Origin of the sequence: Bradyrhizobium sp. LB14.3 (assembly GCF_040547985.1) — a bacterium.
In the GTDB taxonomy this organism is placed as follows: domain Bacteria; phylum Pseudomonadota; class Alphaproteobacteria; order Rhizobiales; family Xanthobacteraceae; genus Bradyrhizobium.
Genome location: NZ_JBEPQT010000008.1, coordinates 141,361 through 167,399, shown reverse-complemented (window position 1 = coordinate 167,399; position 26,039 = coordinate 141,361). Strand labels below are relative to the sequence as shown.

Genomic DNA, 26,039 nt, shown 5'->3' with positions numbered 1-26,039 from the left:
CTCTTAGGAGGTGCGCCACCAAAGACGGGATGGGCGGACGGTGGTGCTCATGGGCGGATACTCATCATGGCGCGGGGACGGCGTCAAGAGCGGCTGGGCCGGCCCGACCGGCAAAATGGCGCAAACGCAACGAGGGTTATGGCCGGTCTTTCAGGCTGTCGCGCCCAACGGCCGCGTCTGCGGCATGACGCTCGATTTCGTCTCGCATTACCGTGAGCACGAGCTCGCCGTCAGATCCGATGACCTGGGCGCGGTCGCCAAAGGTTTCGACCAAAACGCTGGTCTCTCCTGTGACCACACACCAACTGGCTCGATCGTCGCTCACGCTCAAGGCCGTGATCGCCGCGGTGGGACCCAGACTTAACTTCCGCAACAGCAGGTCGATCGCTTCGGCCGCAAAGTTTTGCTCGGCAATTCTCAAGAAATTCTGGATCGTGTCAGTCCCCACAGTCGACAGCCGCGCGCCCACTATCATAGGGCGCGTGGCAAGTTCATAAAGTCGTCCACCCGCCTCGTCAAAGACGCATAGCCGCGAGCCCTTGTTGGTCCTTACGCCGAACGCAGTGCATTGCTGCCCCTCCACATCCGTGTCGAATCCTGGAAGCACCATGACCTTGAGCTCCGGGTCAGGCTTCACCGCTCCGCACACCGCGGCGACCGTGAGCTGCAGATTGTCAGTCATCTGAAAGCTGATGTGGTGAACGCTTCGCCAGATCAGGCGGTGGGACAGATGTGGGTTAAGCTGCGCAAGCCCCTCGATTTCGGAAGAATATTGCTCCTGCGCGACGGCGTGCAATTCGGGCCAGCTTGCGATCCATCGGGCCGCTAGTTGGGTCATTGGTTGCTGCCGTTCTGCCGCAAAGAAGCGCCTATCAAGCGCGCTGAGCGCCGCGGCGCGGTTTTCGAATCCGGTCTGCAGCGCAGCCTCGCCGGGATGTGCCTCCACCCAGGCGATCATCTCCTGCAAGATCTGGTGTTGCGCACTCGCACCCATGGCCTTCAGTCCCGCGAGCGCATCACCAGATGTCGTCGGAAGCATCTCGAGCCCTGTGTTGCCGATGAACTGGCTGTGACCGCCGTTGTAGACCTGAGAGAGATAGTAGTCGGCATGATAGGCCTGTATGGCCACGGCCGGCAGCTCACCTGCCGTGTAGACGCCGACGCTCTGAATTTCGTTGACGTAGTCGACCACAGCGCCAGTGAGATGGTCGGCTTTCTCGGGGCTGCGGGCCGCTTCCAGCGCTTTGCTGGGCACCACAACCATGGTCAAGCGGCCATCCACAATCATCGTGCCCTCCTGCAGTCGCATGGCGAATGCCATGCGGCTGCAGCCTATGATTGCAGTGATCAATTTTCAAATGCGATGCGGCAATAGCGCTGATCGCGGCGGGCCGCCGCCCGGCCTACCCCAGATGCTTCCTAAAAAACTCCGTCGCCCTGCCCCAGGCGAGTTCGGCGGCTTCGCGGTCGTGCACGGCCTGGCGCTGCTCGTTGACGAAGGCGTGCTCGGCGTCATAGCGGAACAGCTCCAGCGACTTGCCGGCCGCTTTCATGCCCTTTTCGAAGGCATCCACGACCTGCGGCGTGCACCAATCGTCCTTGTTGGCGAAATGGGCCTGGAGCGGGATCTTGACGTCGGCGGGCTTGGCCGCCTGCTCCGGCGGAATACCGTAGAACACCACGCCGGCCGCAAGCTCCGGGATCTTGGTCGCACCAATGATGGTCACCGCGCCGCCGAGGCAGAAGCCTGTCAGCCCCACCTTGGCGCCGTTGCGCGACAGATATTGCGTGGCGCCGCGCACGGTCTGCGTGGTGGCGTCCATGAAATCCAGCGAGTTCATCTCTTTGCCGGCGGCGTCCGTGTCGTGATACGGCACCACCTTGCCCTTGTAGAGATCGGGCGCGAGCGCGTCGAAACCGGCCAGCGCAAAGCGGTCGCACAGGCCCTTGATCTGGTCCGACAGGCCCCACCATTCCTGGATCACGACCACGCCCGGCGCGTTGCCGCGCGCCGCGTTGGCGAGATAGCCCGATCCGTCCTTGCCGTCCGGGCGCTTGAAGGTGATGGCGGTTCCCATGATGTCCTCCGGTGAGTTTCTGGGGAGCGGTTGGCGGTACTTTGGCCGCTGGGAGCGCGATAGGCAATCGCGCCAAACAACACACGCTCGTGTGCAACAAAAAAGCCCCCTCGCGGGGGCTTCTTAAATTCTCGTTTCGCCTCGAACCGCTCAGTGCGAGTCGGCCCAGACCTTCTTCTTGGTGAAGTACATCAGGCCGGCGAAGATGATCAGGAAAATGAAGACCTGAAAGCCCATGCGCTTGCGCGCTTCCATGTGCGGCTCCGCGGTCCACATCAGGAACGTGGTGACGTCCTTGGCGTACTGCGCGACGGTCGTCGGCGAGCCGTCGTCATAGGTGACCTGGCCGTCGCTGAGCGGCTTCGGCATCTTGATGGCGTGGCCCGGGAAGTACTTGTTGTAGTAGGAGCCCTCCGGGATGGTCACACCCTCAGGCGCCTTGTCCTCAAAGCCCTGCAGCACCGCCGAGACGTAGTCTGGGCCCTGCTCCTGAAACTGGGTGAAGAAGTCGACGATGAACATCGGGAAGCCGCGCCCGTAGGACCGCGCCTTCGTGATCAGCGACAGATCTGGCGGCGCCGCACCGCCGTTCGCCGCACGCGCAGCCTGTTCGTTCGGGAACGGCGAGGGGAAATAGTCCGCCGGCCGGCCCGGGCGCTCGAACATGTCGCCCTGATCGTTCGGACCGTCCTTGACCTTGTAGTCGGAGGCGAAGGCTGTCACCTGCGCGGTCGAATAGCCGGGGCCGCCGGGATCTCCGAGATTGCGGAAGGCGATAAAGGACAGGCCGTGGCAATTGGCGCAGACTTCCTTGTAGACCTTGAGGCCGCGCTGGAGTGCGCCGCGGTCGAACGTGCCGAACGGGCCGGAGAAGGACCAGTTGTTGCCCGGCGGCCTGGTGCCGCCTTCCTCGGCGCGGGCGCTGTCGACTGAGCCCGCAAACAACGCGCCCGCCAGCGCAAGAGCGATCACGGTCGACACCATCGGCGTCGACTTGCTGCCGGTCTTTGCAAGAACCGCCTCTGCGATCGAATTCGGCACCGGCCGCGGCGTCTCGATGCGCGAGAGCAGCGGCAGCACGATCAGGAAGTAGGCGAAGTAGCAGAACGTCAGGACCCGGCCGGCGATCACGTAGATGCCTTCCGGCGGCTGCGCGCCGAGATAGCCGAGCAGGATGCAGACCGCGACGAAGATCCAGAAGAACTGCTTGGCCAGCGGACGGTACTTCGACGACTTCGTCCTGGCGGCGTCGAGCCAGGGCAGGAAGCACAGGATGATGATCGCCGAGAACATCCCGATCACGCCCGCGAGCTTGTTCGGGATCGAACGCAGGATCGCGTAGAACGGCAGGTAATACCATTCCGGCACGATGTGCGGCGGGGTCACGCCCGGGTTCGCCGGAATGTAGTTGTCGGCGTCGCCGAGATAGTTCGGCATGTAGAAGATGAACCAAGCGTAGAGCAGCATGAAGCAGGCGACGCCGAAGCCGTCCTTGATGGTGGCGTGCGGCGTGAACGGAACCGTGTCCTTTTCCGTCTTCGGCTCAACGCCGTCAGGATTGTTCTGGCCGGCGACGTGCAGCGCCCAGACGTGGAGCACGACGACGCCCGCGATCAGGAACGGCAGCAGATAGTGCAGCGAGAAGAAGCGGTTCAGCGTCGGGTTACCGACCGAATAGCCGCCCCACAGCAGCGTCACGATGCTCTCGCCGACATAGGGAATGGCGGAGAACAGATTGGTGATGACGGTGGCGCCCCAGAAGCTCATCTGGCCCCAGGGGAGCACGTAGCCCATGAAACCGGTCGCCATCATCAGGAGGTAGATGATGACGCCGAGGATCCAGAGCACTTCGCGCGGCTCCTTGTAGGAGCCGTAATAGAGGCCGCGCAGCATGTGGACGTAGACAGCGACGAAGAACATGGAGGCGCCGACGGCGTGCATGTTGCGCAGCAGCCAGCCGTAATTGACGTCACGGACCAATAGCTCGACCGACTTGAAGGCGAGATCGGCATGCGGCGTGTAGTGCATCGCCAGGATCACGCCGGTCAGGATCTGGATCCCAAGCATGAAGGAGAGGATGGCGCCGAAGGTCCACCAGTAGTTCAGGTTGCGCGGGGTGGGATAGATAACGAAGGACGAGTGGACGAGACCCATGATCGGCAGACGTCGCTCGATCCATTGCAGGGCCGGATTGCTCGGCTGGTAGTCGGATGGTCCGCTCATGATGCGATCCTGAGGAAATATAACGACGAGACGGCGCGAAGCTTCGGACGCGGGTCCGAAGCTCAGCCGATCTGGATTTTGGTGTCGGAAACGAACTGGTACGGCGGCACGGGCAGGTTCGCGGGCGCGGGCCCCTGGCGGATGCGGCCGGACGAATCGTACTGCGAACCATGGCAGGGGCAGAAGAACCCGTCGTAATTGCCTTCATGGGCGATCGGGATACAGCCGAGATGGGTGCAGATGCCGATTACAACCAGCCACTGGTCGTGGCCGGACTTGACCCGGGCCTCGTCGGACTGCGGATCGGGCAGGCTCGCCACATTGACGGCGCGCGCCTCGTCGATCTGTTTCTTGGTGCGGTGGCTGATATAGATCGGCTTGCCGCGCCAGAACACCTTGATGTCCTGCCCCTCGGCGACCGGACTGAGATCGACCTCGATCGGCGCACCGGCGGCGATGGTCGACGCATCAGGATTCATCTGGGAGACGAAGGGCCAGAGCGCGGCTGCGCCCCCTACTGCTGCAGCTGCCCCCGTTGCAACGAATAAGAAATCACGGCGTGTCGGATGGTCCGCCGAAGACGCTGTCGTCACGATTCCAACCCTTTCTTCTTATTCTGCCGGCGGAACCGCTCCAGAGGGCCCCAAGGTCCCCAGAACAGCCTGCTAGCGCCCGCGGCCCCCCCGCGGCGGCAGAACTTCACGTGTCCCCACCAAAACAAGGCGAAAACAGCAGTCCAGAATCGTTCTATTGGCACCCTTGCCGGGCGAGCGCAAGCCCGCTATCGGCGCGGGAGCGTGCAATGCACGAATTCCGCGGCCAGCGATGTTTTATTGAGACATTTCCGGCCCGCACCGAACCCGGCACAGCCCATGCAGATAGCGCTTTTCCAACCCGACATCCCCCAGAACACCGGCACGATTCTCAGGCTCTGCGCCTGTCTGGGCGTGGCCGCCCATATCATCGAACCGGCAGGCTTTCCCGTCTCCGACCGGCATTTCCGCCGGGCGGGAATGGATTACCTCGATCAGGTCAGCATCAACCGCCATGACTCGTGGTCGAAATTCGAGCAATGGCGCGCGGCACAGGGCTACCGCCTGCTGCTGTTCACCACCAAAGGGGCCACCGACTACCGCGATTTCCGTTACCAGACGACGGACATCCTGCTATTCGGGCGCGAGAGCGCCGGCGTCACCGACGCGGTGGTCGAGGCCGCGGACGCGCGGCTGGTGATTCCGATCGCGGCGGGGCTACGGTCGCTCAATGTCGCCATGACCGCGGCGATGGCCGCAGGCGAAGCGCTGCGGCAGATCCGGAACCCCGAGGCCTCACAGGATTGAAGGGCCATAGGATTGAGGAGAGACGGTTGAGTTACGCGGTCAAGGAAATCTTCCTGACTCTGCAAGGCGAAGGCGCACATGCCGGGCGCGCGTCCGTATTTTGCCGTTTTGCCGGCTGCAACCTCTGGAGCGGGCGAGAGGCCGACCGCGCGGGCGCCACCTGCAAATTCTGCGACACGGACTTCGTCGGCACCGACGGCACGCTGGGCGGGCGCTACGCCTCGGCCGCGGAACTCGCCGGCACCATCGCCGCGCAATGGACAGCCTCTACCGACAACCGTTACGTGGTGCTCACCGGCGGCGAGCCGCTGCTCCAGGTCGATGCCGCACTGGTCGATGCGCTCCATGCTCGCGGCTTCGAGATCGGCGTCGAGACCAATGGGACGATCGCCCCGCCCGAGGGGCTCGACTGGATCTGCGTCAGCCCGAAGGGCGGCAGCGACCTGGTGGTCCGGCGCGGCCACGAGCTGAAGCTGGTCTATCCGCAGCCACTCGCCGCACCGGAGGCCTTCGCAGGCCTCGCCTTCGAGCGCTTCTCGCTGCAGCCGATGGACGGGCCCGAGGTCGCCGAAAACACCGCGCGCGCGATCGACTATTGCCTCAATCATCCGCAATGGCGGCTCAGCGTGCAGACGCACAAGTCACTCGGTATCAGATAGGATTGGTTTTCGAACAGATGTGGGAATTGACGAAATCGTTTCGCTTCGAGGCGGCGCACTCATTGTCGGGAACGACGTTCGGCGCGGCCAGCGAAGAGATCCACGGCCACTCCTTTCGCGCTGAGGTGACGGTGCGCGGCACGCTGGACCCTGCGACCGGCATGGTGGTCGATCTCGGCCTCCTTCAGCGCGCCATCGAGGATGTGCGCGTGATGCTGGACCACAAGTTCCTCAACAAGATCGAGGCGCTGGGCACACCGACGCTGGAAAACCTCTCGCTCTTCGTCTGGGACCGGCTGGCGCATATCGGCAAGCTGACCCGCGTCAGCATCCATCGCGACAGTTGCAGCGAGAGCTGCACCTATTACGGTCCGCAGGGCTGAAAGAATGACATCCACATTGGACCCGAGCTTGATCGAAGACCGCAAGACGCGCGCCCGCGCCTGGTTCGAAGCTTTGCGCGACGACATCTGCGCGAGCTTCGAGCGGCTGGAGGATGATGCCCCGCGAAGCCTTTATCCGGGCGAGCCGGGCCGCTTCAAACGCACGCCCTGGCAGCGCACCGATCATACCGGCGCGGCCGGCGGCGGCGGCGTGATGTCGATGATGTCAGGCCGCCTGTTCGAGAAGGTTGGCGTGCATTGCTCGACCGTGCACGGCGAATTCGCGCCGGAGTTTCGCGCGCAAATTCCGGGCGCAGCGGACGACCCAAAGTTCTGGGCCTCCGGCATCTCGCTGATCGCCCATCTGCGCAATCCGCACGTGCCTGCGGTGCACATGAACACGCGTTTTGTCGTCACCACAAAAGCCTGGTTCGGCGGCGGCGCCGATCTGACACCGGTGCTCGAGCGCCGGCGGACGCAGGACGATGCCGACACCATCGCCTTCCACGCCGCGATGAAACAGGCCTGCACGCAGCAGAACGGCATCGCCGATTACGACAAGTACAAAAAGTGGTGCGACGAGTATTTCCACCTGCCGCATCGGAAAGAAGCCCGTGGCATCGGTGGCATCTTCTACGACTGGCACGACAGCGGCGACTGGGACGCCGACCTCGCCTTCACCGCGGATGTCGGCCGCGCCTTCCTGAAGATCTATCCTGAGATCGTGCGGCGCAATTTCGCGACCGCCTGGACGGCCGAGGATCGCGAGGAGCAATTGATCCGGCGCGGCCGCTATGTCGAATTCAATCTGCTCTACGATCGCGGCACCATCTTCGGGCTCAGGACCGGTGGCAATGTCGATTCGATCCTGTCGTCGCTGCCGCCGGAGGTGAAATGGCCATGACTCCGATGAAGCCCGCAATCAGGCCGCTGCCGCGCGCCATGCTGATCGACATGGACGACACCATCCTGTCGGCCTATGGCCGGCCCGAGATCGCCTGGAACACGATCGCGAACGAGTTTGCCGAAGAGCTCGCGCCGCTGCCGCCACAGCAGGTCGCAACCACGGTGCTCGCTTTCGCGAAAAACTTCTGGGCCAATGCGGACGCCTCGTGGCGGCTCAGGCTTGCCGAAGCTCGTCACCTCACGGTCAAGGGCGGGTTTGCCGCGCTCGCCGCCGCCGGCTACCGCGCCCTGCCCGACGACCTCGCCATTCGCCTCGCCGACCGCTTCACCACCTATCGCGAGGAGGAGATGTTCGTCTTCCCCGGCGCGCATGAGGCCATCGACAAATTGAAGGCGCTCGGCATCAAGCTCGCGCTGGTGACCAACGGCGCCGCCGACACCCAGCGCGCCAAGGTCGAGCGCTTCGAGCTGGCGCACCGCTTCCACCACATCCAGATCGAAGGCGAGCACGGTTTTGGCAAGCCCGAGGAGCGCGCCTACCTGCACGCGATGGACACGCTCGGCGTCACCGCAAAAGATACCTGGATGATCGGCGACAATCTGGAATGGGAAGTGGTGACTCCGCAGCGTCTCGGCATCTATTCGATCTGGATCGACGTGCACGGCGACGGCCTGCCCGAAGGGTCGCTCGTCAAGCCTGACCGCATCATCCGCTCGCTCGGCGAACTTTTGCCGGGATGATCAAGGCCGCGAAAACAAAAACATCGAAAACAACCCCATGCACAGTAGCCGACCGCTGCAAAACCAATGACTTACGGATTTAACGAAACCCTTTGACTCGTCGGGCAAAACACGGGCATGGTGGCATCATCGCCGCGCCCAGGACCGAAGAGCCCTTGCGTGCCTCTTGAGCGATCCCCCACTCGAACCTCCGTCATCGACGTTTCAGTCTGCGCGGCGGACACGCGCAGCCGTAGCGCATCCGCGGACCCGCAGCCGTGATCGGCATGTCATGACGGCTTGCTAACTCTTCTCTCGTCAATCAACTCTCTGTCAATCAACCTGAAAGGACCATCCATGGAACTGAAAGTCGGCGATATCGTAATGCTGAAATCCGGCGGGCAGCCGCTCACCGTTGCGGAAGTGAAGGGCGACGACGTGCTCTGCCTCTGGATGGGCGCGGAAGGCGACCTGTTCCGCGAGACGCTGCCGCTGGCCGTGCTCGAACAGCTGGAAGAATTGGACGAGGACGAGGATGACGAGGACGAAGACGAGGAGTAGGCACGCCTGAGACCGCGTCCTCGTTAGGTCGGAGTGCTCGGCTCCGCCGCATGTGATGTCCGCTTCTATGCCAACAACGGCGCAAGAGCGGACATCGCTGGATGCTTCGAACGTCAATCCAACGGAACGTTCAGACTGGTACCTTTGGTGATAATGCCGCCACGGTTGCCAATCTCAATCGAACCATAGCGCTGCTTGAAACAATCGGGCAGCGGCCGGTCGCCTTCCATGCTGAGCCAAAGCCGCAACAAATGACGCTTTTGGTTTGCAATGGGCCAATCACGGAATCCGGTCCGATCATGCAACAAAGCATGATTGTAAACGAACTGCATGTCACCCGGCTGAAGCCGCATGCCGAAATGCAGAGTGGGGCTGTTTGCGAGCGCGTCGAAGAGATCGAGTGCCTCGACGTGAGCGGGCGTCAGTCTCGGCGCATCGGGAAAGCGCTGCGCACTATCGATATACTGGCGCTGATAGAACCCGGTCAGGAACCCCGCATGCCAATTCAGCACCGGGATTTCAAGATATGGCTTTTCGTTCTCCGGCACCTCGCCTCGCCGGTCTGTCGCGATCGGATCAAACAAGAGCGCGGCAAGGTCGGGACGTCTGTCAAACATCTCGTTGTAGATTGTCGTCGTGCTGACAAGGAGAGAATCCCCTCCCTCCATCGCCTCGCGAATGCATAACAATCCGACCACGTCGGACGAATCCGTGTGGAATGTCTGACGTTCCGAAGTCTGATAAATTCGAGTGTGCGGATCCTTCGCATCGGCACCTGTGTCACGGACGTGACCGAGAATGTGACCCGCTGCATTCTGAGACCGCGCCGATCCAAGATGCGCGCCCACCCCGCAAAATATCGTAGCGGCAAGCTCCTGGCTATATTTTGCCACCGGGAGGCCGCGTATGACTTCGAAGCCCAAGCCGACCAACAGCTTCTTCTTGAGATCTTCCAGGTGCGCGCCGAGATGAGGAAGCGGAAAGCTTTCCTTTGTGATCTCTGCGATTTCTTTGCTTCTACCGAGATATGTTTCAGCTGCGTTCTCGAGCTCGGCGATCTCGCCGGCAGAGAGCGATATCAACCATCGATCAGGATTGGCCTTCATCTCAGCGCCTTGCCAGGCAGACAGGATATCGACCCTCCCTGGAGGACGATTGATCCCGCTGGGCAATGAGACCACATTCATAGTGTTGGCTCCTGAGAAGATTGGACGTCAGAAATGGGGGCGGACCATCGACGATATTGTGCCGATCGCTTGTTTGCAACTTGGCGACCCCTGCGAACGGACATCCCGCAGCCCAAGGCCATTTCTGAAAAGTGACCAACGGAAGTTACCGCCAAGAGAAAAGCCGCCCGAAGGCGGCTAGTCGTTCTCTCCGCTGAAAGGAACTTGGAAGCAGTTCCACCAGCCGCTGGTGACCAAGCGAACGTCGTCACGCAACGAGCCAATGCCCCTTATGAATATCGAACTTCACGACGCCATCGTCACGCATCTTCAACAGGAGCGATTGGCAGTCGTCCTGGTTCTTTATGTTGACGCGCTTCATGATTTCGAAAGTCTTCAGAGGCTTTTCGCGAAGGGCAATTAGAATCTTTTCTCGATCAGTCATTGGGTTCCTTGCATCGGTATCGGCGACGGTACGTGTTGTACAGATCGTCTGCAACAGGTGCGTTCGCTTGACGAGGTCCGTTCCGGTTCAAAATCTCAGATCTCAACTTGCGCACATTCAGTCCGCTCCGCGGGGCTCGTTCGGTAAGATAGCTCTAAACCATTCAATCGCAGGCCGCACGAGCTGCCATCCTCGCAGCCCAAGAACCTTCTTGCAGGCAAGAAACCACCAACGACGCGTTCTTCGAACGGTCGGATCAATACCGACCGCAAGTTTAGAAAGGCCTGCTGAGCTTTCTATCGCTCCTTCGTTGAAGGCAGTGCTTGCGCAACCGATCGCTTCAAGTGCCAACATGTGGTTCATCCAGGCACGAAGATCAGCAGCGTTGGTCAACCTGGCAGCACCATTAGTCAGGAAATGTTCAATCGCCGCCTTGCGTTGGAGCAGGTCTTGCTCCCGCGAAGGCTCGCTTGACATGTTGGCCGAGTGCGCTCGATACACGGCTTGATCAGCGGCAATGACCCCGACGTCGCCATGCGCGGCGAGCCGGAACCACATTTCCATGTCAGAAGCGTAGGGTAAATCAGCTAAATACCCGCCCAATCTTTTCTGCAGGCTCGTACGAACCACTACTGTTGGTGATAGCACAATGTTTTTTGCGCCGCTAAGTGTAATGAAATCGAGGCCCGACAAAATGTTGGTTCTTGATCCCACGCCTGTTCTACGCCGCGAACGCTCCCCCTGTTGATCAAGAACAACCGCGCCGCCGAAGGTGAAAGCGACAGACGGATGATCGTCCATCAGCTCGACCGATCTCGCAAGGGCGCCGGGCAACAGGTAATCGTCCGCAGACAGCAGAAGCATATAGTCGGCTCTCGCCCAGGCGATGCCTTCATTGGCGGTAGCAATGAGCCCTTGATTCGAGGTGTGCCTGCGATAATCCACCCGGGGATCGGAGCGGGCTAACTCTTCCGCAACTTCCGCTGTATTGTCGGGCGACGCATCATCGATAATGAGCACGCGCAACTCGGGGCCGGATTGCGCCAAAACGCTCTCGACACACTCCCGCAGGAAGTGCCCATACCGGAAGCAGGGAACAACAATGTCTACGGAGCTCATTTCTTGTCTCCACAGACCATCGCAAAGAGGGTCGAGGCCTAGGCTCCACTCTTGGCCGGGCGGAATTGCCGTCGACATCCTTGAATAGAGCCAGCGAAGCTCGTGGCCTCTCGCCACGCGGCTTTGTCGTCTCGCAGTTCCTCCCCTTGCTCGTCCTTGCTGGACGCAACATTGTGGACGCGGAAGACGTACCTCGGCATGCTCCGGAAACGCCCGACGAAGCGCCTCCGTTCCAAAAGTCACATATGACACTTAGAACCGGCGGAGCGATACCGGAAGGCGAAGGCCACGGCAGCGGGAATTACGATACACCCAATTGACCCGACCCGCTTCAAGCCCGGCAAGCGCGGACCGAAGCCAGCGCAGTCTGACGGCGATGATTAAGTGCACTGTCATCGTAACCCAAAAGGTCGTCATGCCCGGGCTTGTCCCGGACAAGCCCGGCCATGACGTTGTGGAAGCTTCGGCGCCCATATGCGCTCTGTCCCGGGAGGAGGTAAGCTACGCGTTCCGCTCCGCGATAATCTACCCGATCAGCTGCCTCGCGGCCGCCGAGATCATCACCAGCCCGCCGGTGATCACCGCGACATCGAGGATCGCGGTGTGGATATGCACCGGCATCCGCTCGACGAAGGCTTTGGCGAGGAACGCGCCGGGGATCGCGATCGCCCCGATCAGCAGCGCAAAGGCGAGCACCCGCGCGGTGACCGCGCCGGCGAGGCCGAACACCGAAATCTTGATCAGACCCGTGCCGAGCGAGATCATCGCGTCGGTCGCGATCACGGCGGCGCCCTCGAGTCCCGCGGCCATCAGCAGCGAGAGCAGGATCACGCCGGAGCCCGAGGTGCCGCCGACCAGCACGCCATAGCCGACGGAGCCGGCCGCAAGGCCGGTGTCGCCGATCCTGACCTGCCGGCGGCGGAGCATCCGGCGCAGTGGCACGCTCAGGATCAGCATGGAGCCGATCACCAGCGCAGCGCCGGCATTGGTCAGCCGGGTGTAGCCGTAGGCGCCGAGCGCCGTTGTCAGCGCCGCGCAGGCGAGCACGATCAGCGCGCGGCGGCGGTCGGCGTAACGCAGATAGGCAATCGCGCGGCTGGAATTGGTGAAGATCGCGGAGATCGCGATGATCGGCACTACCGGCTCGGCGCCAACGAGAGGGACCAGCACCAGCGGCATCAGAGCGCCGGTGCCGTAGCCGGCGAGACCACCGATGATCGAAGCAAACAACGCCATCAACGCGACCAGCAGAAGCTGAAAAATCGAGATGTCGGCGAAGCCTGAGACGATGGTCACGTTTTCTCGTCGCGGCTGACGCGTGCCGCTGCTTGATCGGCGATGGAAGCGAGTGCGGTGTCCTCTAGGGGAAAATCCGCCGCAAGCCAAGCGTCCTCGGCGAGCGTCAACACATGCCCGAGCGCGGGTCCTTCCGCCATGCCGCGCGCGATGAAGTCGGCAGCTTTCAGCGGAAATTTCGGCGCAGTCCAGCGCTGCGGCAGCTCGGCGAGCACACGCCATCGCGACGAGCCGACGTGATCGCCGCCTCGCGCCCAGCCAAGCAACACGCGATCGTGATAGCGCTCCGCACCGAGCCGATAGAGCAGCCGCCGCGCATCGGCTTCGTCCTTGATCGCCAGGCGCCACCAGCGGTGCCCCATCGAATCGAGCGCCTTGGTTTCCGCATTGGAGAGCCTCAAGCGCGCGGCGACGCGTTTTGCATCTTCAGTCACGGCGACCGTCAGCGCAGCGAGCCGCCGCGTTGCGCTGGCAGCGAGGCCGAGCTCACGCTCGATCGCGATCATCGCCGAGAGCGGCCCGGTGTAGGCGACGCCGCCGGTCAGCGCTTGCAGCAATCCGCCATCCGCCATCGCAAGCGCGGCGGCAGACGCGCCGCGAGCGACCAGCAGCTTCAGCATCTCCATGCGCAGCCGCTCGGCCGACAGGCTCGCTAGGCCGGCGCGGCCGCGGATGCAGGCGAGATAGCCGTCGCGGTCGGGATCGCCGGCGCCAAACGCGGCGTGGATGCGGAAGAAGCGCAGGATGCGCAGGAAATCCTCGGCGATGCGCTGGTCGGGATCACCGATGAAGCGCACGCGCCGCGCGGCCGCATCCGCGACGCCTCCGACGTAATCGTAGACAACGCCATCAGCATCGACCGAGAGCCCGTTCATCGTGAAGTCGCGCCGCTCGGCGTCCTTCACCCAGTCGCGGCCGAACGCGACCTTGGCTTTGCGGCCGAAGGTCTCGGTGTCCTCGCGCAGCGTCGTGACTTCGTATGGCTGGCTGTCGATGACGAGCGTGACGGTGCCGTGGTCCATGCCGGTCGGCACGCTCTTGATGCCGGCGCTCTTGGCGCGCCGCACCACCTCGTGCGGGAGCGCCGTGGTCGCGATGTCGATATCACCGGGCACGAGACCGAGCAGCGCGTTGCGCACGGCGCCGCCGACCACCCGCGCCTCCTCCCCATCGGCGTTGAGCAGCTCCAGGACGCGCGCGGTCCCTCCCGAAATCAGCCAGGGCGCATCGGCGAGCATGGGCTCCGCGCTCATCGGCCGGCCCCTATCTTTCCACGCCCGGCACGAGCTTGCCGTTTTCGACATGGGCGGGGACATAGGTCGAATCCGGAGCCGCGCCGGAGAAATGCGCAAACCCGATCAGCCCCGCGATCACCAGCACGAGTGCCGCCAGCATGAGACGCGCGACGATGGTGATCGGCCAGGACGATTGCACGAACAGCCCGGAACGGCTGGCGGCCAGGAACAGCGCATAGACGGCGAAGGGAACGAGGAAAATTCCGATCTCGGTCAGAACTGGACGGATCATGATGAATAGATCCGCTCGTAAAGGACACGCAGCATTCCGGCCGTCGCCCCCCAGATGTAACGTTCCGCAAACGGCATCGCGTAGTAGGACCGCTCCATGCCGCGGAATTCCTTGCTGTGCACCTGGTGGTTGGCCGGGTTCATCAGGAAGGATAGCGGCACTTCGAACGCATCATCAACCTCGGAATGGTTGATCGTCAGCTCAAAACCCGGCCGCACCCGGGCTACCGTCGGCAGGATGCGGAAGCCGAACGCGGTGCCGTAGAGATCGAGATAGCCGATCGGCTCGACGAAGTCGCGCGACAGCCCGATCTCCTCCTCCGCCTCGCGCAGCGCCGCATCGAGCGGCGAGGAGTCGGTCGCGTCGATCTTGCCGCCGGGAAAGGCAATCTGGCCCGCATGGTCGTTCAGATGCGCCGAGCGCTGCGTCAGCAGGATGGTCGGCTCGGGATGATCGACCACCGCGATCAAAACCGCCGCCGGCCGCACCGGCTGCTCACGCGCGATGATCTCGAGCATCTTGTCGGTGCCGGGATCGCCCGAGGCCGGAATGATGTTGGGATCGAACAGGCCGGGCGGCACGTCGAAGCCTAATCGCGCCTTGGAGCGGGCGAAAAAATCGGCCGCTCCGAACGTGGCGGGATCGGTCTTCAGGATAGGCTTGTTCAAAGCGCGGCCCTCACCTGCTCCGCATCGGCCATGGCGAAGAATTCGCCGGCCGATTCGACGCCGAACATCGGCTGGCCATCGACCATCCGCTCCTCACCCATGTCAACCAGATCATAATAGAGCGCGCGGGTGACCTTGGCCCAGAGTTCGGCGCGGACATGCAGATAGGGCGTCAGTCCGCCGCCCTCGCCCTGCTCGAAGCGCAGCCGGTGCGCCGCATCGCAGGTGACCCAGTCGTCGACATTGGTGCGGAAGCGGAGCACGCGGTGGTTGTCCTCGCCGTCCTTCTGCATTTCGACCGCCATGAACGGCGCGTCGTCGACGCGAATGCCAACCTTCTCCACCGGCGTGACGAGGAAATGCTTGTCGCCTTCACGCTTGAGGATGGTCGAGAACAGACGGACCAGCGCGTGGCGGCCGATTGGCGTCCCCATGTAGTACCAAGTGCAATCGGAAGCGATTCGAATGTCGAGATCGCCACAAAACGGCGGATTCCACAGATGGACCGGAGGCAGGCCCTTTTTGACGCCTTCGGCATCGGCAGCACTTTTGGCGGCGGCAGTCAGCCCCTCAAGACCGCGATCGGCGCTCTGCCCTTGGTTCGCCATGGTTTGCCCTGACTCTGTCATTTGGCACGTTTGCTGCAGGTCTGAATTGTAAGTCTACGTCGTCTGTCGGTGCACGGTTCCACTCCGGATCAGTCCGGTGTGGAGGTCTCCACTTCGTGATGCCCTACATAGCCCTAAGCCGATAAGGTGGGGATAGGTTAATTCAACGAATACATGGCCTTCCTGCAAGTCTAGCATAGGGCCCATGTGATGACATGACGACGCAAGCGAGCCGCATGGCAGGCTGAAGGAGCTAACGGATGGCGGAGAGTGTCGAGAAGCTCGAAGACGGAGTAGTCCGTTCGGCCGAGCAGGTGTCGAGCCAGATTCGCGCGGCAAAGGATGCGATCGCGTCCGTCATCTTCGGCCAGGACCGCGTGATCGAGAACACGCTGGTCACCATCCTCTCCGGCGGCCATGCGCTGTTGATCGGCGTCCCCGGTCTCGCCAAGACCAAGCTGGTCGAGACGCTCGGCATCACGCTCGGCCTCGATGCCAAGCGCATCCAGTTCACTCCCGACCTGATGCCGTCGGACATTCTCGGCGCCGAAGTGCTCGACGAAAGCACGAGCGGCAAGCGTGCCTTCCGCTTCATCTCCGGCCCCGTGTTCGCGCAACTGCTGATGGCCGACGAGATCAACCGCGCCAGCCCGCGCACGCAGTCGGCGCTGCTCCAGGCGATGCAGGAACAGCACATCACCGTTGCCGGCGCGCGCCACGATCTGCCGAAGCCGTTCCATGTGCTCGCCACGCAAAATCCGCTGGAGCAGGAAGGCACCTACCCGCTGCCGGAAGCGCAGCTCGACCGTTTCCTGATGGAGATCGACGTCGACTATCCCGATCGCGACGCCGAGCGCCGTATCCTGTTCGAGACCACCGGCGCGGAAGAGACACTGGCCAGGGGATCGATGACCGCGGACGCGCTGATCACCGCACAGCGGCTGATCCGGCGCCTGCCGGTCGGCGATTCCGTGGTCGAGGCGATCCTGTCGCTGGTCCGTTCGGCCCGTCCGGGTCCGGAGAGCGGCGAGACCGGCAAGTTCATCGCCTGGGGACCGGGCCCGCGCGCCAGCCAATCGCTGATGCTCGCGGTGCGCGCACGCGCGCTGATCGACGGACGCCTCGCGCCCTCGATCGACGACGTGCTCGACCTCGCCGAGCCCGTGCTGAAGCACCGCATGGCGCTGACATTCCAGGCGCGCGCCGAAGGCCGCACGATTCCGGACGTGATCCGGCAATTGAAAACACGGATCGGTTGATGGCCGCAGAGAACGGGCAAGCAGCGAAGGAGATCATCGCGATCCGACGTGCAGATGGCGAAAGCCGCACGCTCGCCGCTTCGCTGCCGCGCCTGGTGCTCGAGGCCCGCCGTATCGCCGCCAACGTCATTCACGGTCTGCACGGCCGACGGCGCGCCGGCGCCGGTGAAAATTTCTGGCAGTACCGCCGCTTCGTCTCCGGCGAGCCGGCGCAGAACGTCGACTGGCGGCGCTCGGCGCGTGACGATCATCTCTATGTCCGCGAGCTTGAATGGGAAGCCTCGCACACGGTCTGGATCTGGCCCGACCGCTCCCCCTCGATGGCCTTCGCCTCGAAGACGGCGCGCGAATCCAAGCTCGAGCGGACGCTGATCGTCGCCTTCGCGCTGGCCGAGCTGCTCGTCTCCGGCGGCGAACGTGTCGGCATTCCCGGGCTGATGGCACCGACCGCGAGCCGCAGCGTCATCGACAAGATGGCGCAGGCGATGATGCATGACGATGCCGACCGGCTGAGCCTGCCGCCGTCCTTCGTGCCCGCGGCGCTGGCCGAGACGATCGTGCTGTCGGATTTCTGGTCGCCGATCTCCGAGATCGGGACGACGCTCGCGGGCCTGTCCGGCTCCGGCGCCCATGGCATGCTGGTGCAGATCGTTGATCCCGCCGAAGAGTCGTTTCCTTATTCCGGACGCGTCGAATTTGTCGAGCCCGAAGGGTTCGGCGTGATCACCGCCGGCCGCGCCGAGAGCTGGGCGCAGGATTACACCGCGCGGCTCGCGCTGCACCGCGACCAGATCCGCGCCGAGACCAACAAGCTCGATTGGCTGTTCACGACGCACGCGACCGACCGCTCCGCGGCCGAGCTCTTGCTGTTCCTGCATGCCGGCATGCAGGTGAGCAAGTCGGGCGCCCGCACCACGACCATCAAGGCGGGGCCCGCCGCATGATGGGACTGCCGCTCGCCTTCACCGAACCGCTGCTCCTGATCGGCCTCGTCAGCCTGCCGGTGCTATGGTGGCTGCTGCGCGTGATGCCGCCACGGCCGCGCCGCATCGAGTTTCCGCCGACGCGCCTGTTGTTCGACATCACACCGCGCGAAGAGACGCCCTCACGGACGCCGTGGTGGCTGACCGCATTGCGGCTCCTGGCTGCGGCCCTCGTCATTTTCGCCGCCGCCGGCCCGATCTGGAATCCGCAAACAGGCATCGCCGCCAGCAAGGCGCCGCTGATGATCATGTTCGACGACGGCTGGAGCGCGGCATCGAACTGGGACATCCGGATCAGGGCCGCCGACGAGCTGATCGCCAATGCCGAGAACGACCGCCGTGCGATTGCGCTGGCGCCGCTGTCCGAGCCGAACCGCGATATCACCCTGATGCCGGCGGGCGCCGCGCGCGTGGCGCTGCGGCAGCTCACGCCGAAGCCCTATTCGATCGACCGCGTCGAGACCCTGACCGCAATCGATCGCTTCCTGAAAGCGACCGGCGACTGCGAGATCGCCTGGCTTTCTGACGGCGTCGACACCGGTCGCGGCGAGGAATTCGTGGCTGGCCTCGGCAAGAGCATCGGCGACCGCAGCCTGACCGTGTTCGAAGGCGGCACCTCCTCGCCGCTGGCCCTGGTCGCGGCCGAGAACGCCGCCGCCAGGATGACGGTGAAGGTGCTGCGCACCGACAGCGGCATTGCCATCGGCACCGTGCGCGCGCTGGACCAGAAGGCCTCGCCGATCGGGGAAGCGCGTTATTCGTTCGGTCCGCAGGACAAGGAAACCGAAGCGGCGTTCGATCTGCCGGTCGAGCTGCGCAACGACATCACGCGGCTTGAAATTGCCGGTGAGCGCTCCGCCGGCGCGGTCCAGCTGCTCGACAAGCGCTGGCGCCGCCGCGCCATCGGCATCGTCTCGGGCGCGAGCAGCGAAACAGCGCAGCCGCTGCTGGCCCCGACCTTCTATCTCACCCGCGCGCTGGCGCCGTTCGCCGACGTGCGGCTCGCCGACAAGGGCGCGCCGCAGCAGGGCATCACGCAGTTCCTCGACCAGAAGCTGCCGATGATCATCCTTGCCGATGTCGGCACCATCGCCCCTGAAATCCGCGAGCGTCTCAATGCCTGGATCAACCAGGGCGGCGTGCTGGTGCGGTTCGCCGGTCCGCGGCTGGCGCAGGCCGAAGACGATCTCGTGCCGGTCAAGCTGCGTAAGGGCGGCCGGACTCTCGGCGGCAGCCTGACCTGGGAAAAGCCGCAACATCTGGCCTCGTTCGCGGCCGACGGTCCGTTTGCCGGCGTCGTGGTCCCCAAGGACGTCACCATAAACCGCCAGGTGCTGGCCGAGCCCGACGCCGTGCTCGCCACCAAGAGCTGGGCATCGCTGGAAGACGGCACGCCGCTGGTGACCGGTGAGCATCGCGGCAAGGGCGTGGTCAGCCTGTTCCACGTCAGCGCCGACATGCGCTGGTCGGATCTGCCGATGTCCGGCACCTTCGTCGAAATCCTGCGGCGTGTCGTCGACATGTCCGGCTATACTGCCAAGCCCGGCGCCGGGGTTGCCACTGAGGCGACTGCCGAGACGGTGGCGCCGCTGCACATCCTCGACGGCTTCGGAGCCTTCGGCCCGCCGCCCGCCGCCGCAAAGCCGCTGCCCGCGGATTATCGCGACCGCGCCACACCCGATCATCCGCCGGGCTTCTATGGTCCGGCAGAAGGACCGCTCGCCGTGAACACGCTTGCCAGCGCCGACCGTATCGCAGCCCTGAACACCGCGAGCCTGCGCGCCCGGCACGCCACCTACACCAATGCCGAGCCGCGCGACTTGCGCGGCTGGCTGCTGTCGACGGCGCTCGCGCTGTTCCTGATCGACGCCATCATCGTCGCGGTGCTCGGCGGCGGCCTCGCCGCGCTGCTGCGCCGCCGCGCCGCGCCCGCGATGATCGTCTTCGGACTGGCGCTCGCAGGCTTCGTGGCGCTCGTGCCAACGCCGTCGCACGCGGACAGCGCGTCCGACGAGTTCGCGATGAAGGCGGTGTCGCAGACCCGACTCGCCTATGTCGTGACCGGCAATGCCGACGTCGATTCCATCGTCAAGGCCGGCCTGTCCGGACTGACGCTGTTCCTGGCGCAGCGCACCGCGCTCGAGGCCGGCGATCCCGTCGGCATCGATCCGGCGCGCGACGAACTCGCCTTCTTCCCGCTGATCTACTGGCCGATCGTGCCCGGCGCGCCCAAGCCGCCGCAGGACGCCATTAACAAGATCGACGCCTACATGAAGCAGGGCGGCACCGTGCTGTTCGACACCCGCGACGCGGTCGAAGCACCGCCCGGCGCAAACGGCGCCGCGCAGACCCCCGCCATGCAGACGCTCCGCGAAATCCTGTCCTCGCTCGACGTGCCCGAGCTCGAGCCGGTGCCGCGCGAGCACGTGCTGACCAAGACCTTCTATCTCCTGCGCGACTTCCCCGGCCGCTTCAACACCGGCCAGACCTGGGTCGAGACCTTGCCGCGCGAAGACGACGACGACAGCGCGCAGCGGCCGGCACGAGGCGGCGACGGCGTCTCGCCGATCATCATCACCTCGAACGACCTCGCCGGCGCCTGGGCCGTGCGGCCCGACGGCCAGGCCATGCTGCCGGTGACCGGCGGCGACCCCCGCCAGCGCGAATTCGCCTACCGCGCCGGCGCCAACATCGTGATGTACACGCTGACCGGCAACTACAAGGCCGACCAGGTGCACGCACCGGCGTTGATTGAACGGCTGGGGCAATAAGCATGATCCGGAAAAGTGGGAACCGGTTTTCCGAAGAGGTCATGCTCACAATGAATAGAAGTGCGATATGAATTACGGCATCGCGTTTACGCCGCTTGTTCCGGCAATCGTCCTGTGGCTCGCACTGGCCGCGATCGTCGTCATCGCGCTCGTGCTGCTGCTGGCGCGTGCGCGCGGCGCTGCCGTGCGCGTCGCCGCGCTGGTGCTGTTCCTGCTGGCGCTCGCCAATCCCTCCTTCACCCGCGAGGACCGCGATCCCCTCACCTCGGTCGCAGCAGTCGTCGTCGACAAAAGCCCGAGCCAGAACTTTGGCAACCGCAATCGCGAGGCTGCACAAGCGCAGGAGGCGCTGGTCGACAGCCTGAAGAAGATCAAGGGGCTCGAGGTCCGCGTCGTCGACGCCGGACAGGCCGACGGCGAGACCGACGGTACCAAATTATTCGGCGCGCTGGCCTCGGCACTTGCGGACGTGCCGGTCGACCGCGTCGCCGGCGCCTTCCTGATCACCGACGGCCGCGTCCACGACATTCCGGCCAATGCCGCCGGGCTCGGCTTCCAGGCGCCGGTTCACGCGCTGATCACCGGACAGAAAGACGAGCGCGACCGCCGCATCGCGATCCTGGCGGCGCCGCGCTTCGGCATCGTCGGGCAGCCCCAGACCATCACCTACCGCCTCGACGATCAGGGCGTCAGCGGCGAGCGCGCCAAGGTCACGGTCCGCAGGGACGGCGAGGTCATCAACGAGCGCACGCTGGGAAGCGGCCAGGCGGCAAGCGTGGACGTCGACATCAAGCATGCCGGGCCGAACATCGTCGAGATCGAGGCCTCGCCGCTCGAACGGGAATTGACGCCGGTGAACAACCGCGCCGTCGTCGCCATCGACGGTGTGCGCGACAAGCTGCGCGTGCTGCTGGTCTCGGGCGAGCCGCATTCCGGCGAGCGCACCTGGCGCAATTTGCTCAAGTCCGACGCCAGCGTCGATCTCGTCCACTTCACAATTCTGCGTCCGCCGGAGAAGCAGGACGGCACGCCGATCAACGAATTGTCGCTGATCGCGTTTCCGACCCGCGAGCTGTTCCAGCAGAAAATCAACGAATTCCAGTTGATCATCTTCGACCGCTATGCCCGCCAGGGCGTGCTGCCGATCGCCTATTTCGACAACATCGCACGCTACGTTCGCGGCGGCGGCGCGGTGCTGGTCTCGGCCGGCCCCGACTACGCCTCCAACACCAGCATCTGGCGCACGCCGCTGGATTCGGTGCTGCCGGCAGAGCCGGTCGGGGTGACGGAAAAGCCGTTTTACGCGCATCTGTCCGACGTCGGCAAACGCCATCCCGTCACGCGCGGCCTCGAAGGCTCCGCCAGCGAGCCGCCGCACTGGAGCCGCTTCTTCCGCACCGTCGACACCCGCAATTCCGTCAACCCGCCGGTGATGACCGGCGCCGACGGCAAGCCGCTGCTGTTCCTGTCGCGTTTTGGCGAGGGCCGCGTCGCGCTGCTGCTCTCCGACCACATCTGGCTGTGGGCGCGCGGCTATGAAGGCGGCGGCCCGCATCTCGATCTGTTGCGGCGCATGTCGCACTGGCTGATGAAGCAGCCCGATCTGGACGAGGAAGCGCTGCGCCTGCAGGTGCAGGGCAAGAATCTCGTGGTGGTGCGCCAGACCATGGCGGACAGCGTCCAGCCGGTCAGCGTGACCTCGCCGTCGGGCGTGGCGCGCGATCTGACGCTTGCGCCCGGCGATCCCGGCGAATGGCGCGCCAGCCTGCCGGCGAGCGAGCTCGGCCTGTGGCAGGCGACCGACGGCACGCTGAAGGCGCTGATCAATGTCGGCCCGACCAATCCGAAGGAGTTTTCGGAAGTCACCTCGACCACCGAGACCCTCAAGCCGCTGACGCAGGCCACGGGCGGCAACGCCGTGCGCGTGGTTGACGGCGCCAACGTCGAGCTGCCGCGCATCCTGCCGGTCCGCTCGGCGAGCGTCTTCCATGGCGACGGCTGGATGGGCGTGCGGATGCGCGACGCCAGCGTCGTGAAGGGCGTCGGCGTGCTGCCGATCTTCGCCGGCCTGATCGGGCTGTTGCTGCTGCTCGGCGCCTTTGCCGCGACCTGGGTCCGCGAAGGGCGCTGAACGTTCCGTGGCGCGAACGACACATCAGCAATCCGCCCGAGCGGATCGGTGCGACTGCGGTTGACATCCGCTGACCGATCTGGCGATGTTACATTATAACGTCGCGGGATCAGGGGATGATGCCCCCGCGATGTGGGGTGGCGTTTTCAGATGAAGTGGTTCCGGTCGAATATCAGGCACGGCGCCCGGCTCGCGATCTTCGCGATGCTGGTGCAGTTCGCGCTGACGTTCGGCCACAGCCATTGGTTCGCCCAGGCCGCTCCCCTCGCCCAGGCCTCGCTCCAGCAAACCGACAGCACCAACGGTGTCGCTTCGATCCCTCGTACCGCGGTCGAGAGGCAATCGCCGGCGGGTTCTGACCGGGAGCTGCCGGGCGAGGACAATTGCGCGATCTGCGCATTGGTCGCGATGGCGGGCACCGTCATGTTCGCGGCGCCGCCTGTGCTGCTGCTACCGCAGGCGATCGAGCTGCTCTACCGCACCACCGATGCCGAATTCGTCCACCTGAAATCGGCCGCCACGGCGTTCCAGCCTCGCGCCCCTCCCGCGTCCTGACTCCAGACATCACTTGATCACGCCCGGGCTCGCCGCATGTCGGCGCATGACCGGGAGACGTTGAAGTCGAATTCCGTCGCGCAGCGACGGCAGGCCGCCTCCGATCAACACACAATCATGCGGACGGCGCCTGACTGGAATCAGGACCATGTCATTTGAATTGCGGCGCGCGCAGCGCCTTGGCGGAGCAAGCCTGCTCCTGCTCGGCGCCGCCGCCACCCCGGCGCTGGCTCAGGACAAGCCGGCATCTACCGAAATCCCCGCCGTCACCGTGACGGCTCCGAGCCCCATCGTGCGCAGGGCGGTGGTGCCGACCCGCAGCCCGGGCCGCGCCACGCGAACCGCGCGGGCACGCAGCCACGAACGCGCGGCGGACGCCACGCCGGCAGCCTCCACGCCCGCCGCACCTCAGCAGGGCGTGCTGCCGATCGTGACCAACCAGTTCGCCACCGTCACGGTCGTGCCGAACGAGGAGATCCGCCGCGAGGGCGGCGGTCAGCTCGGCGATCTCCTGTTCTCCAAGCCGGGCATCACCGGCTCGAGCTTCGCGCCCGGCGCCTCCAGCCGGCCGATCATCCGGGGTCTCGACGTCAACCGCGTCGGCATCGTCGAGAACGGCACCAATGCCGGCGGCGCCTCCGACCTCGGCGAGGATCACTTCGTCCCGATTGATCCGCTGGCGACCAACCAGGTCGAGGTGGTGCGCGGGCCGGCTGCGCTGCGCTATGGCTCGACCTCGATCGGTGGCGTCGTCAGCGCCACCAACAACCGGATTCCGGATGCGCTGCCGAACTGCGGCGCCCAGCCGTTCCAAAGTTTCGGTCTGCCGGTCAAGGCGCCGCTCGCGAGCGCCGCGACGTCGCCTTGCGTCACCGCCGAAACGCGCAGCGCGTTCAGCTCGGTCGATCGCGGGGTCGAGAGCGGCGTGCTGCTCGACACCGGGGGCGGCAATTACGCCTTCCATGCCGACGTCTACGGCCGCAACACCACCGATTACAGCATCCCGAGCTATCCGTACCTCGCCGACCAGACGCGCTCCATCGCCAACGGGCGCCAGCCCAATTCGGCGACGCGCTCGGACGGCGGCTCGATCGGCGGCTCCTACTTCTTCCAGGGCGGCTATATCGGTGCGGCGATCACGCAGAACGACGCGCTCTACCACATCCCCGGCATCGACGGCGCCGACCACAACACCCGGATCGACGCTCACCAGACCAAGATCAACGTCAAGGGCGAGTACCATCCCGACGCTGCGGCGATCGAAATCGTTCGCTTCTGGGCCGGCGCGACCGACTACCGGCACAACGAGATCGGCCTTGCCGATCCCGCTGACCCCAACACCGACGGCGTGCGGCAGACCTTCACCAACAAGGAGCAGGAGATCCGCACCGAGGTGCAGCTGATGCCGTTCAACGCCCGTTTTGCCGAGGTGACGACCGCGTTCGGCTTCCAGGCGGGCCACCAGGAGCTGACGGCGCCAAGTCCGGACGATCCGGGCGCGCTGTTCAACGGGTTGTGGGACCCGAACCGAAACTACCGCGTCGCGGGTTACGTCTTCAACGAGTTCAAGTTCAGCGAACAGACCAGGGCGCAAATCGCGGGCCGGATCGAACATGTCGAACTGCACGGGTCCACGCCCGATTTCCCCGCAGACTTCCTGCCCGACGGGTCACCGCAAACAAGCATCGTCCACAATCCGTCGTTCACGCCGAAGAGCGGCAGCATCGGCCTGTTGCAGGACCTGCCGGGCGGCATGGTCGGCAGCATCACCGCACAATATGTCGAGCGCGCGCCGAAGCCGGCCGAACTGTTCTCGCGCGGTGGCCATGATGCGACCGCGACCTTCGACATCGGCAATCCGAACCTCACGATCGAGACCGCGAAGTCCGTCGAAATCGGCTTGCGCAAGGCGACCGGACCGTTCCGGTTCGAGGCGACCGCCTTTTACACGCATTTCGACAATTTCATCTATCGCCGCCTCACCGGCGTGATGTGCGACGGCGACTTTGCCTCCTGCGGCACGCCCGGTGCCGAGCTGAACCTGGCGGTCTATTCGCAGCGGAATGCCAACTTCCGCGGCGGCGAATTCCAGTCGCAGCTCGATATCGGTGCATTCCAGGGCGGCATCTGGGGCATCGAGAACCAGTTCGACGTCGTGCGTGCCACCTTCACCGACGGCACCAACGTGCCGCGGATTCCGCCGCTGAGACTGGGCGGCGGCGTGTTCTGGCGCGACGACAACTGGCTGATGCGCGTCAATCTGTTGCACGCCTTCGCTCAGAACAACGTCGCTGTGATCGCGGAGACGCCGACACCGGGCTACAATTTGCTGAAGGCCGAGGTCAGCTACAAGACCAAGCTCAACCCGAATGCATTCGGCGCGCGCGAGATGCTGGTCGGCCTCGTCGGCAACAATCTATTGAACGAGAACATCCGCAACTCGGTGTCCTACACCAAGGACGAGGTCTTGATGCCCGGCATCGGCGTCAGGGCGTTCGCCAACTTCAAGTTCTAAAAGGCTGCCTCGAACCCGTCATTGCGAGGAGCCTTTCGACGACGCAATCCAGACTGCCTGTGCGGTAAGATTCTGGATTGCTTCGCTTCCGCCTTCGCTCTCGAGCTTCGGCGGACAAGCCGCTCG

Annotated in this window: 24 protein-coding genes; 12 read left to right on the top strand and 12 right to left on the bottom strand. The window is 64.4% G+C overall.

The features are described from left to right. Window positions 1–136 precede the first annotated feature (136 nt). The 4 genes from ABIB00_RS17905 to petA all read right to left on the bottom strand — a co-directional run bounded on the left by ABIB00_RS17905 (window position 137) and on the right by petA (window position 4,894). Window positions 137–1,321: a DMP19 family protein gene (locus ABIB00_RS17905; protein ID WP_354105261.1), complete on the bottom strand. Its 1,185-nt coding sequence runs from the start codon at window positions 1,319–1,321 to the stop codon at window positions 137–139. 82 nt (window positions 1,322–1,403) lie between these two features. Next, complete coding sequence (locus ABIB00_RS17900) at window positions 1,404–2,078, bottom strand: dienelactone hydrolase family protein (protein WP_354105260.1); 675 nt, start codon at window positions 2,076–2,078, stop codon at window positions 1,404–1,406. Window positions 2,079–2,228: 150 nt separating this feature from the next. Beyond that, the gene (gene fbcH / locus ABIB00_RS17895) at window positions 2,229–4,301 is read right to left on the bottom strand and encodes a cytochrome b/c1 (RefSeq protein WP_354105259.1); all 2,073 of its coding nucleotides are present in this window, start codon (window positions 4,299–4,301) and stop codon (window positions 2,229–2,231) included. A 62-nt stretch (window positions 4,302–4,363) separates the two neighbouring features. After that, the gene (gene petA, locus ABIB00_RS17890) at window positions 4,364–4,894 is read right to left on the bottom strand and encodes a ubiquinol-cytochrome c reductase iron-sulfur subunit (RefSeq protein WP_247340393.1); all 531 of its coding nucleotides are present in this window, start codon (window positions 4,892–4,894) and stop codon (window positions 4,364–4,366) included. 279 nt (window positions 4,895–5,173) lie between these two features. Between petA and ABIB00_RS17885 the strand changes: the two genes are divergently transcribed. From ABIB00_RS17885 to ABIB00_RS17860, 6 genes are all read left to right on the top strand, one after another. Beyond that, window positions 5,174–5,641 (top strand): tRNA (cytidine(34)-2'-O)-methyltransferase, encoded by a 468-nt coding sequence (locus ABIB00_RS17885; protein ID WP_247340395.1) that lies wholly within the window; start codon window positions 5,174–5,176, stop codon window positions 5,639–5,641. Between the two features lie 26 nt (window positions 5,642–5,667). Beyond that, window positions 5,668–6,300 carry a 7-carboxy-7-deazaguanine synthase gene (queE, locus tag ABIB00_RS17880; protein WP_354045792.1) on the top strand — a complete coding sequence of 211 codons (633 nt, stop codon included), beginning with the start codon at window positions 5,668–5,670 and terminating at the stop codon, window positions 6,298–6,300. 17 nt (window positions 6,301–6,317) lie between these two features. Then, on the top strand, window positions 6,318–6,683 hold the full coding sequence (locus tag ABIB00_RS17875; RefSeq protein WP_247340587.1) for a 6-pyruvoyl trahydropterin synthase family protein: 366 nt from the start codon (window positions 6,318–6,320) through the stop codon (window positions 6,681–6,683). A 4-nt stretch (window positions 6,684–6,687) separates the two neighbouring features. Further along, entirely contained in the window at window positions 6,688–7,587 is a 900-nt protein-coding gene (hemF, locus tag ABIB00_RS17870; protein ID WP_354105258.1) for an oxygen-dependent coproporphyrinogen oxidase, read from the top strand. Further along, window positions 7,578–8,330, top strand: a complete 753-nt coding sequence (locus ABIB00_RS17865; protein ID WP_247340402.1) for an HAD family hydrolase — start codon at window positions 7,578–7,580, stop codon at window positions 8,328–8,330. The genes hemF and ABIB00_RS17865 overlap by 10 nt, the downstream gene beginning before the upstream one ends. A 336-nt stretch (window positions 8,331–8,666) precedes the next feature. Then, entirely contained in the window at window positions 8,667–8,870 is a 204-nt protein-coding gene (locus ABIB00_RS17860; protein WP_247340403.1) for a YodC family protein, read from the top strand. 113 nt (window positions 8,871–8,983) lie between these two features. On the opposite strand, the gene ABIB00_RS17855 is transcribed toward ABIB00_RS17860, so the two are convergent. The 8 genes from ABIB00_RS17855 to ABIB00_RS17825 form a co-directional block, all read right to left on the bottom strand. After that, entirely contained in the window at window positions 8,984–10,057 is a 1,074-nt protein-coding gene (locus ABIB00_RS17855) for a TauD/TfdA family dioxygenase (RefSeq protein WP_354105257.1), read from the bottom strand. A gap of 541 nt (window positions 10,058–10,598) precedes the next feature. Continuing rightward, window positions 10,599–11,600, bottom strand: a complete 1,002-nt coding sequence (locus ABIB00_RS17850) for a glycosyltransferase family 2 protein (RefSeq protein ID WP_354105256.1) — start codon at window positions 11,598–11,600, stop codon at window positions 10,599–10,601. A 38-nt stretch (window positions 11,601–11,638) separates the two neighbouring features. Continuing rightward, window positions 11,639–11,800, bottom strand: coding sequence for a DUF6894 family protein (locus ABIB00_RS39095; RefSeq protein ID WP_502916516.1), 162 nt, complete (start codon window positions 11,798–11,800; stop codon window positions 11,639–11,641). 325 nt (window positions 11,801–12,125) lie between these two features. After that, on the bottom strand, window positions 12,126–12,896 hold the full coding sequence (locus tag ABIB00_RS17845; RefSeq protein ID WP_354105255.1) for a sulfite exporter TauE/SafE family protein: 771 nt from the start codon (window positions 12,894–12,896) through the stop codon (window positions 12,126–12,128). Further along, window positions 12,893–14,149, bottom strand: coding sequence for a CCA tRNA nucleotidyltransferase (locus ABIB00_RS17840; RefSeq protein WP_247440778.1), 1,257 nt, complete (start codon window positions 14,147–14,149; stop codon window positions 12,893–12,895). The genes ABIB00_RS17845 and ABIB00_RS17840 overlap by 4 nt, the downstream gene beginning before the upstream one ends. 10 nt (window positions 14,150–14,159) lie before the next feature. Continuing rightward, entirely contained in the window at window positions 14,160–14,423 is a 264-nt protein-coding gene (locus ABIB00_RS17835) for a DUF6111 family protein (RefSeq protein WP_247340410.1), read from the bottom strand. After that, window positions 14,420–15,091 carry a CoA pyrophosphatase gene (locus ABIB00_RS17830; RefSeq protein WP_247340412.1) on the bottom strand — a complete coding sequence of 224 codons (672 nt, stop codon included), beginning with the start codon at window positions 15,089–15,091 and terminating at the stop codon, window positions 14,420–14,422. Before ABIB00_RS17830 ends, ABIB00_RS17835 begins: the two co-directional genes overlap by 4 nt. Beyond that, entirely contained in the window at window positions 15,088–15,699 is a 612-nt protein-coding gene (locus ABIB00_RS17825) for a DUF1285 domain-containing protein (RefSeq protein ID WP_354105254.1), read from the bottom strand. Before ABIB00_RS17825 ends, ABIB00_RS17830 begins: the two co-directional genes overlap by 4 nt. A gap of 260 nt (window positions 15,700–15,959) precedes the next feature. Between ABIB00_RS17825 and ABIB00_RS17820 the strand changes: the two genes are divergently transcribed. The 6 genes from ABIB00_RS17820 (at window position 15,960) to ABIB00_RS17795 (ending at window position 25,913) form a co-directional block, all read left to right on the top strand. Further along, window positions 15,960–16,958 (top strand): AAA family ATPase, encoded by a 999-nt coding sequence (locus ABIB00_RS17820; protein WP_247340414.1) that lies wholly within the window; start codon window positions 15,960–15,962, stop codon window positions 16,956–16,958. Further along, a complete protein-coding gene (locus tag ABIB00_RS17815; protein WP_354105253.1) occupies window positions 16,958–17,902 on the top strand; it encodes a DUF58 domain-containing protein in 945 nt (314 codons plus the stop codon). The genes ABIB00_RS17820 and ABIB00_RS17815 overlap by 1 nt, the downstream gene beginning before the upstream one ends. Beyond that, window positions 17,899–20,712: a DUF4159 domain-containing protein gene (locus ABIB00_RS17810; RefSeq protein ID WP_354105252.1), complete on the top strand. Its 2,814-nt coding sequence runs from the start codon at window positions 17,899–17,901 to the stop codon at window positions 20,710–20,712. Before ABIB00_RS17815 ends, ABIB00_RS17810 begins: the two co-directional genes overlap by 4 nt. A gap of 67 nt (window positions 20,713–20,779) precedes the next feature. Then, a complete protein-coding gene (locus ABIB00_RS17805; RefSeq protein ID WP_247340417.1) occupies window positions 20,780–22,843 on the top strand; it encodes a hypothetical protein in 2,064 nt (687 codons plus the stop codon). A gap of 150 nt (window positions 22,844–22,993) precedes the next feature. Further along, window positions 22,994–23,398 carry a DUF2946 domain-containing protein gene (locus ABIB00_RS17800; RefSeq protein ID WP_354105251.1) on the top strand — a complete coding sequence of 135 codons (405 nt, stop codon included), beginning with the start codon at window positions 22,994–22,996 and terminating at the stop codon, window positions 23,396–23,398. A gap of 148 nt (window positions 23,399–23,546) precedes the next feature. Beyond that, on the top strand, window positions 23,547–25,913 hold the full coding sequence (locus ABIB00_RS17795) for a TonB-dependent receptor (protein WP_354105250.1): 2,367 nt from the start codon (window positions 23,547–23,549) through the stop codon (window positions 25,911–25,913). Window positions 25,914–26,039: the final 126 nt, after the last annotated feature.

Excerpts from the sequence above, each read along its gene's own strand:
- ABIB00_RS17905 (WP_354105261.1), bottom strand. The coding sequence starts at position 1,321 with ATGGCATTCGCCATGCGACTGCAGGAGGGCACGATGATTGTGGATGGC.
- ABIB00_RS17900 (WP_354105260.1), bottom strand. The coding sequence starts at position 2,078 with ATGGGAACCGCCATCACCTTCAAGCGCCCGGACGGCAAGGACGGATCG.
- fbcH (WP_354105259.1), bottom strand. The coding sequence starts at position 4,301 with ATGAGCGGACCATCCGACTACCAGCCGAGCAATCCGGCCCTGCAATGG.
- ABIB00_RS17885 (WP_247340395.1), top strand. The coding sequence starts at position 5,174 with ATGCAGATAGCGCTTTTCCAACCCGACATCCCCCAGAACACCGGCACG.
- ABIB00_RS17875 (WP_247340587.1), top strand. The coding sequence starts at position 6,318 with ATGTGGGAATTGACGAAATCGTTTCGCTTCGAGGCGGCGCACTCATTG.
- hemF (WP_354105258.1), top strand. The coding sequence starts at position 6,688 with ATGACATCCACATTGGACCCGAGCTTGATCGAAGACCGCAAGACGCGC.
- ABIB00_RS17865 (WP_247340402.1), top strand. The coding sequence starts at position 7,578 with ATGGCCATGACTCCGATGAAGCCCGCAATCAGGCCGCTGCCGCGCGCC.
- ABIB00_RS17860 (WP_247340403.1), top strand. The coding sequence starts at position 8,667 with ATGGAACTGAAAGTCGGCGATATCGTAATGCTGAAATCCGGCGGGCAG.
- ABIB00_RS17855 (WP_354105257.1), bottom strand. The coding sequence starts at position 10,057 with ATGAATGTGGTCTCATTGCCCAGCGGGATCAATCGTCCTCCAGGGAGG.
- ABIB00_RS17850 (WP_354105256.1), bottom strand. The coding sequence starts at position 11,600 with ATGAGCTCCGTAGACATTGTTGTTCCCTGCTTCCGGTATGGGCACTTC.
- ABIB00_RS39095 (WP_502916516.1), bottom strand. The coding sequence starts at position 11,800 with ATGCCGAGGTACGTCTTCCGCGTCCACAATGTTGCGTCCAGCAAGGAC.
- ABIB00_RS17840 (WP_247440778.1), bottom strand. The coding sequence starts at position 14,149 with ATGAGCGCGGAGCCCATGCTCGCCGATGCGCCCTGGCTGATTTCGGGA.
- ABIB00_RS17835 (WP_247340410.1), bottom strand. The coding sequence starts at position 14,423 with ATGATCCGTCCAGTTCTGACCGAGATCGGAATTTTCCTCGTTCCCTTC.
- ABIB00_RS17825 (WP_354105254.1), bottom strand. The coding sequence starts at position 15,699 with ATGGCGAACCAAGGGCAGAGCGCCGATCGCGGTCTTGAGGGGCTGACT.
- ABIB00_RS17820 (WP_247340414.1), top strand. The coding sequence starts at position 15,960 with ATGGCGGAGAGTGTCGAGAAGCTCGAAGACGGAGTAGTCCGTTCGGCC.
- ABIB00_RS17815 (WP_354105253.1), top strand. The coding sequence starts at position 16,958 with ATGGCCGCAGAGAACGGGCAAGCAGCGAAGGAGATCATCGCGATCCGA.
- ABIB00_RS17810 (WP_354105252.1), top strand. The coding sequence starts at position 17,899 with ATGATGGGACTGCCGCTCGCCTTCACCGAACCGCTGCTCCTGATCGGC.
- ABIB00_RS17805 (WP_247340417.1), top strand. The coding sequence starts at position 20,780 with ATGAATTACGGCATCGCGTTTACGCCGCTTGTTCCGGCAATCGTCCTG.
- ABIB00_RS17800 (WP_354105251.1), top strand. The coding sequence starts at position 22,994 with ATGAAGTGGTTCCGGTCGAATATCAGGCACGGCGCCCGGCTCGCGATC.
- ABIB00_RS17795 (WP_354105250.1), top strand. The coding sequence starts at position 23,547 with ATGTCATTTGAATTGCGGCGCGCGCAGCGCCTTGGCGGAGCAAGCCTG.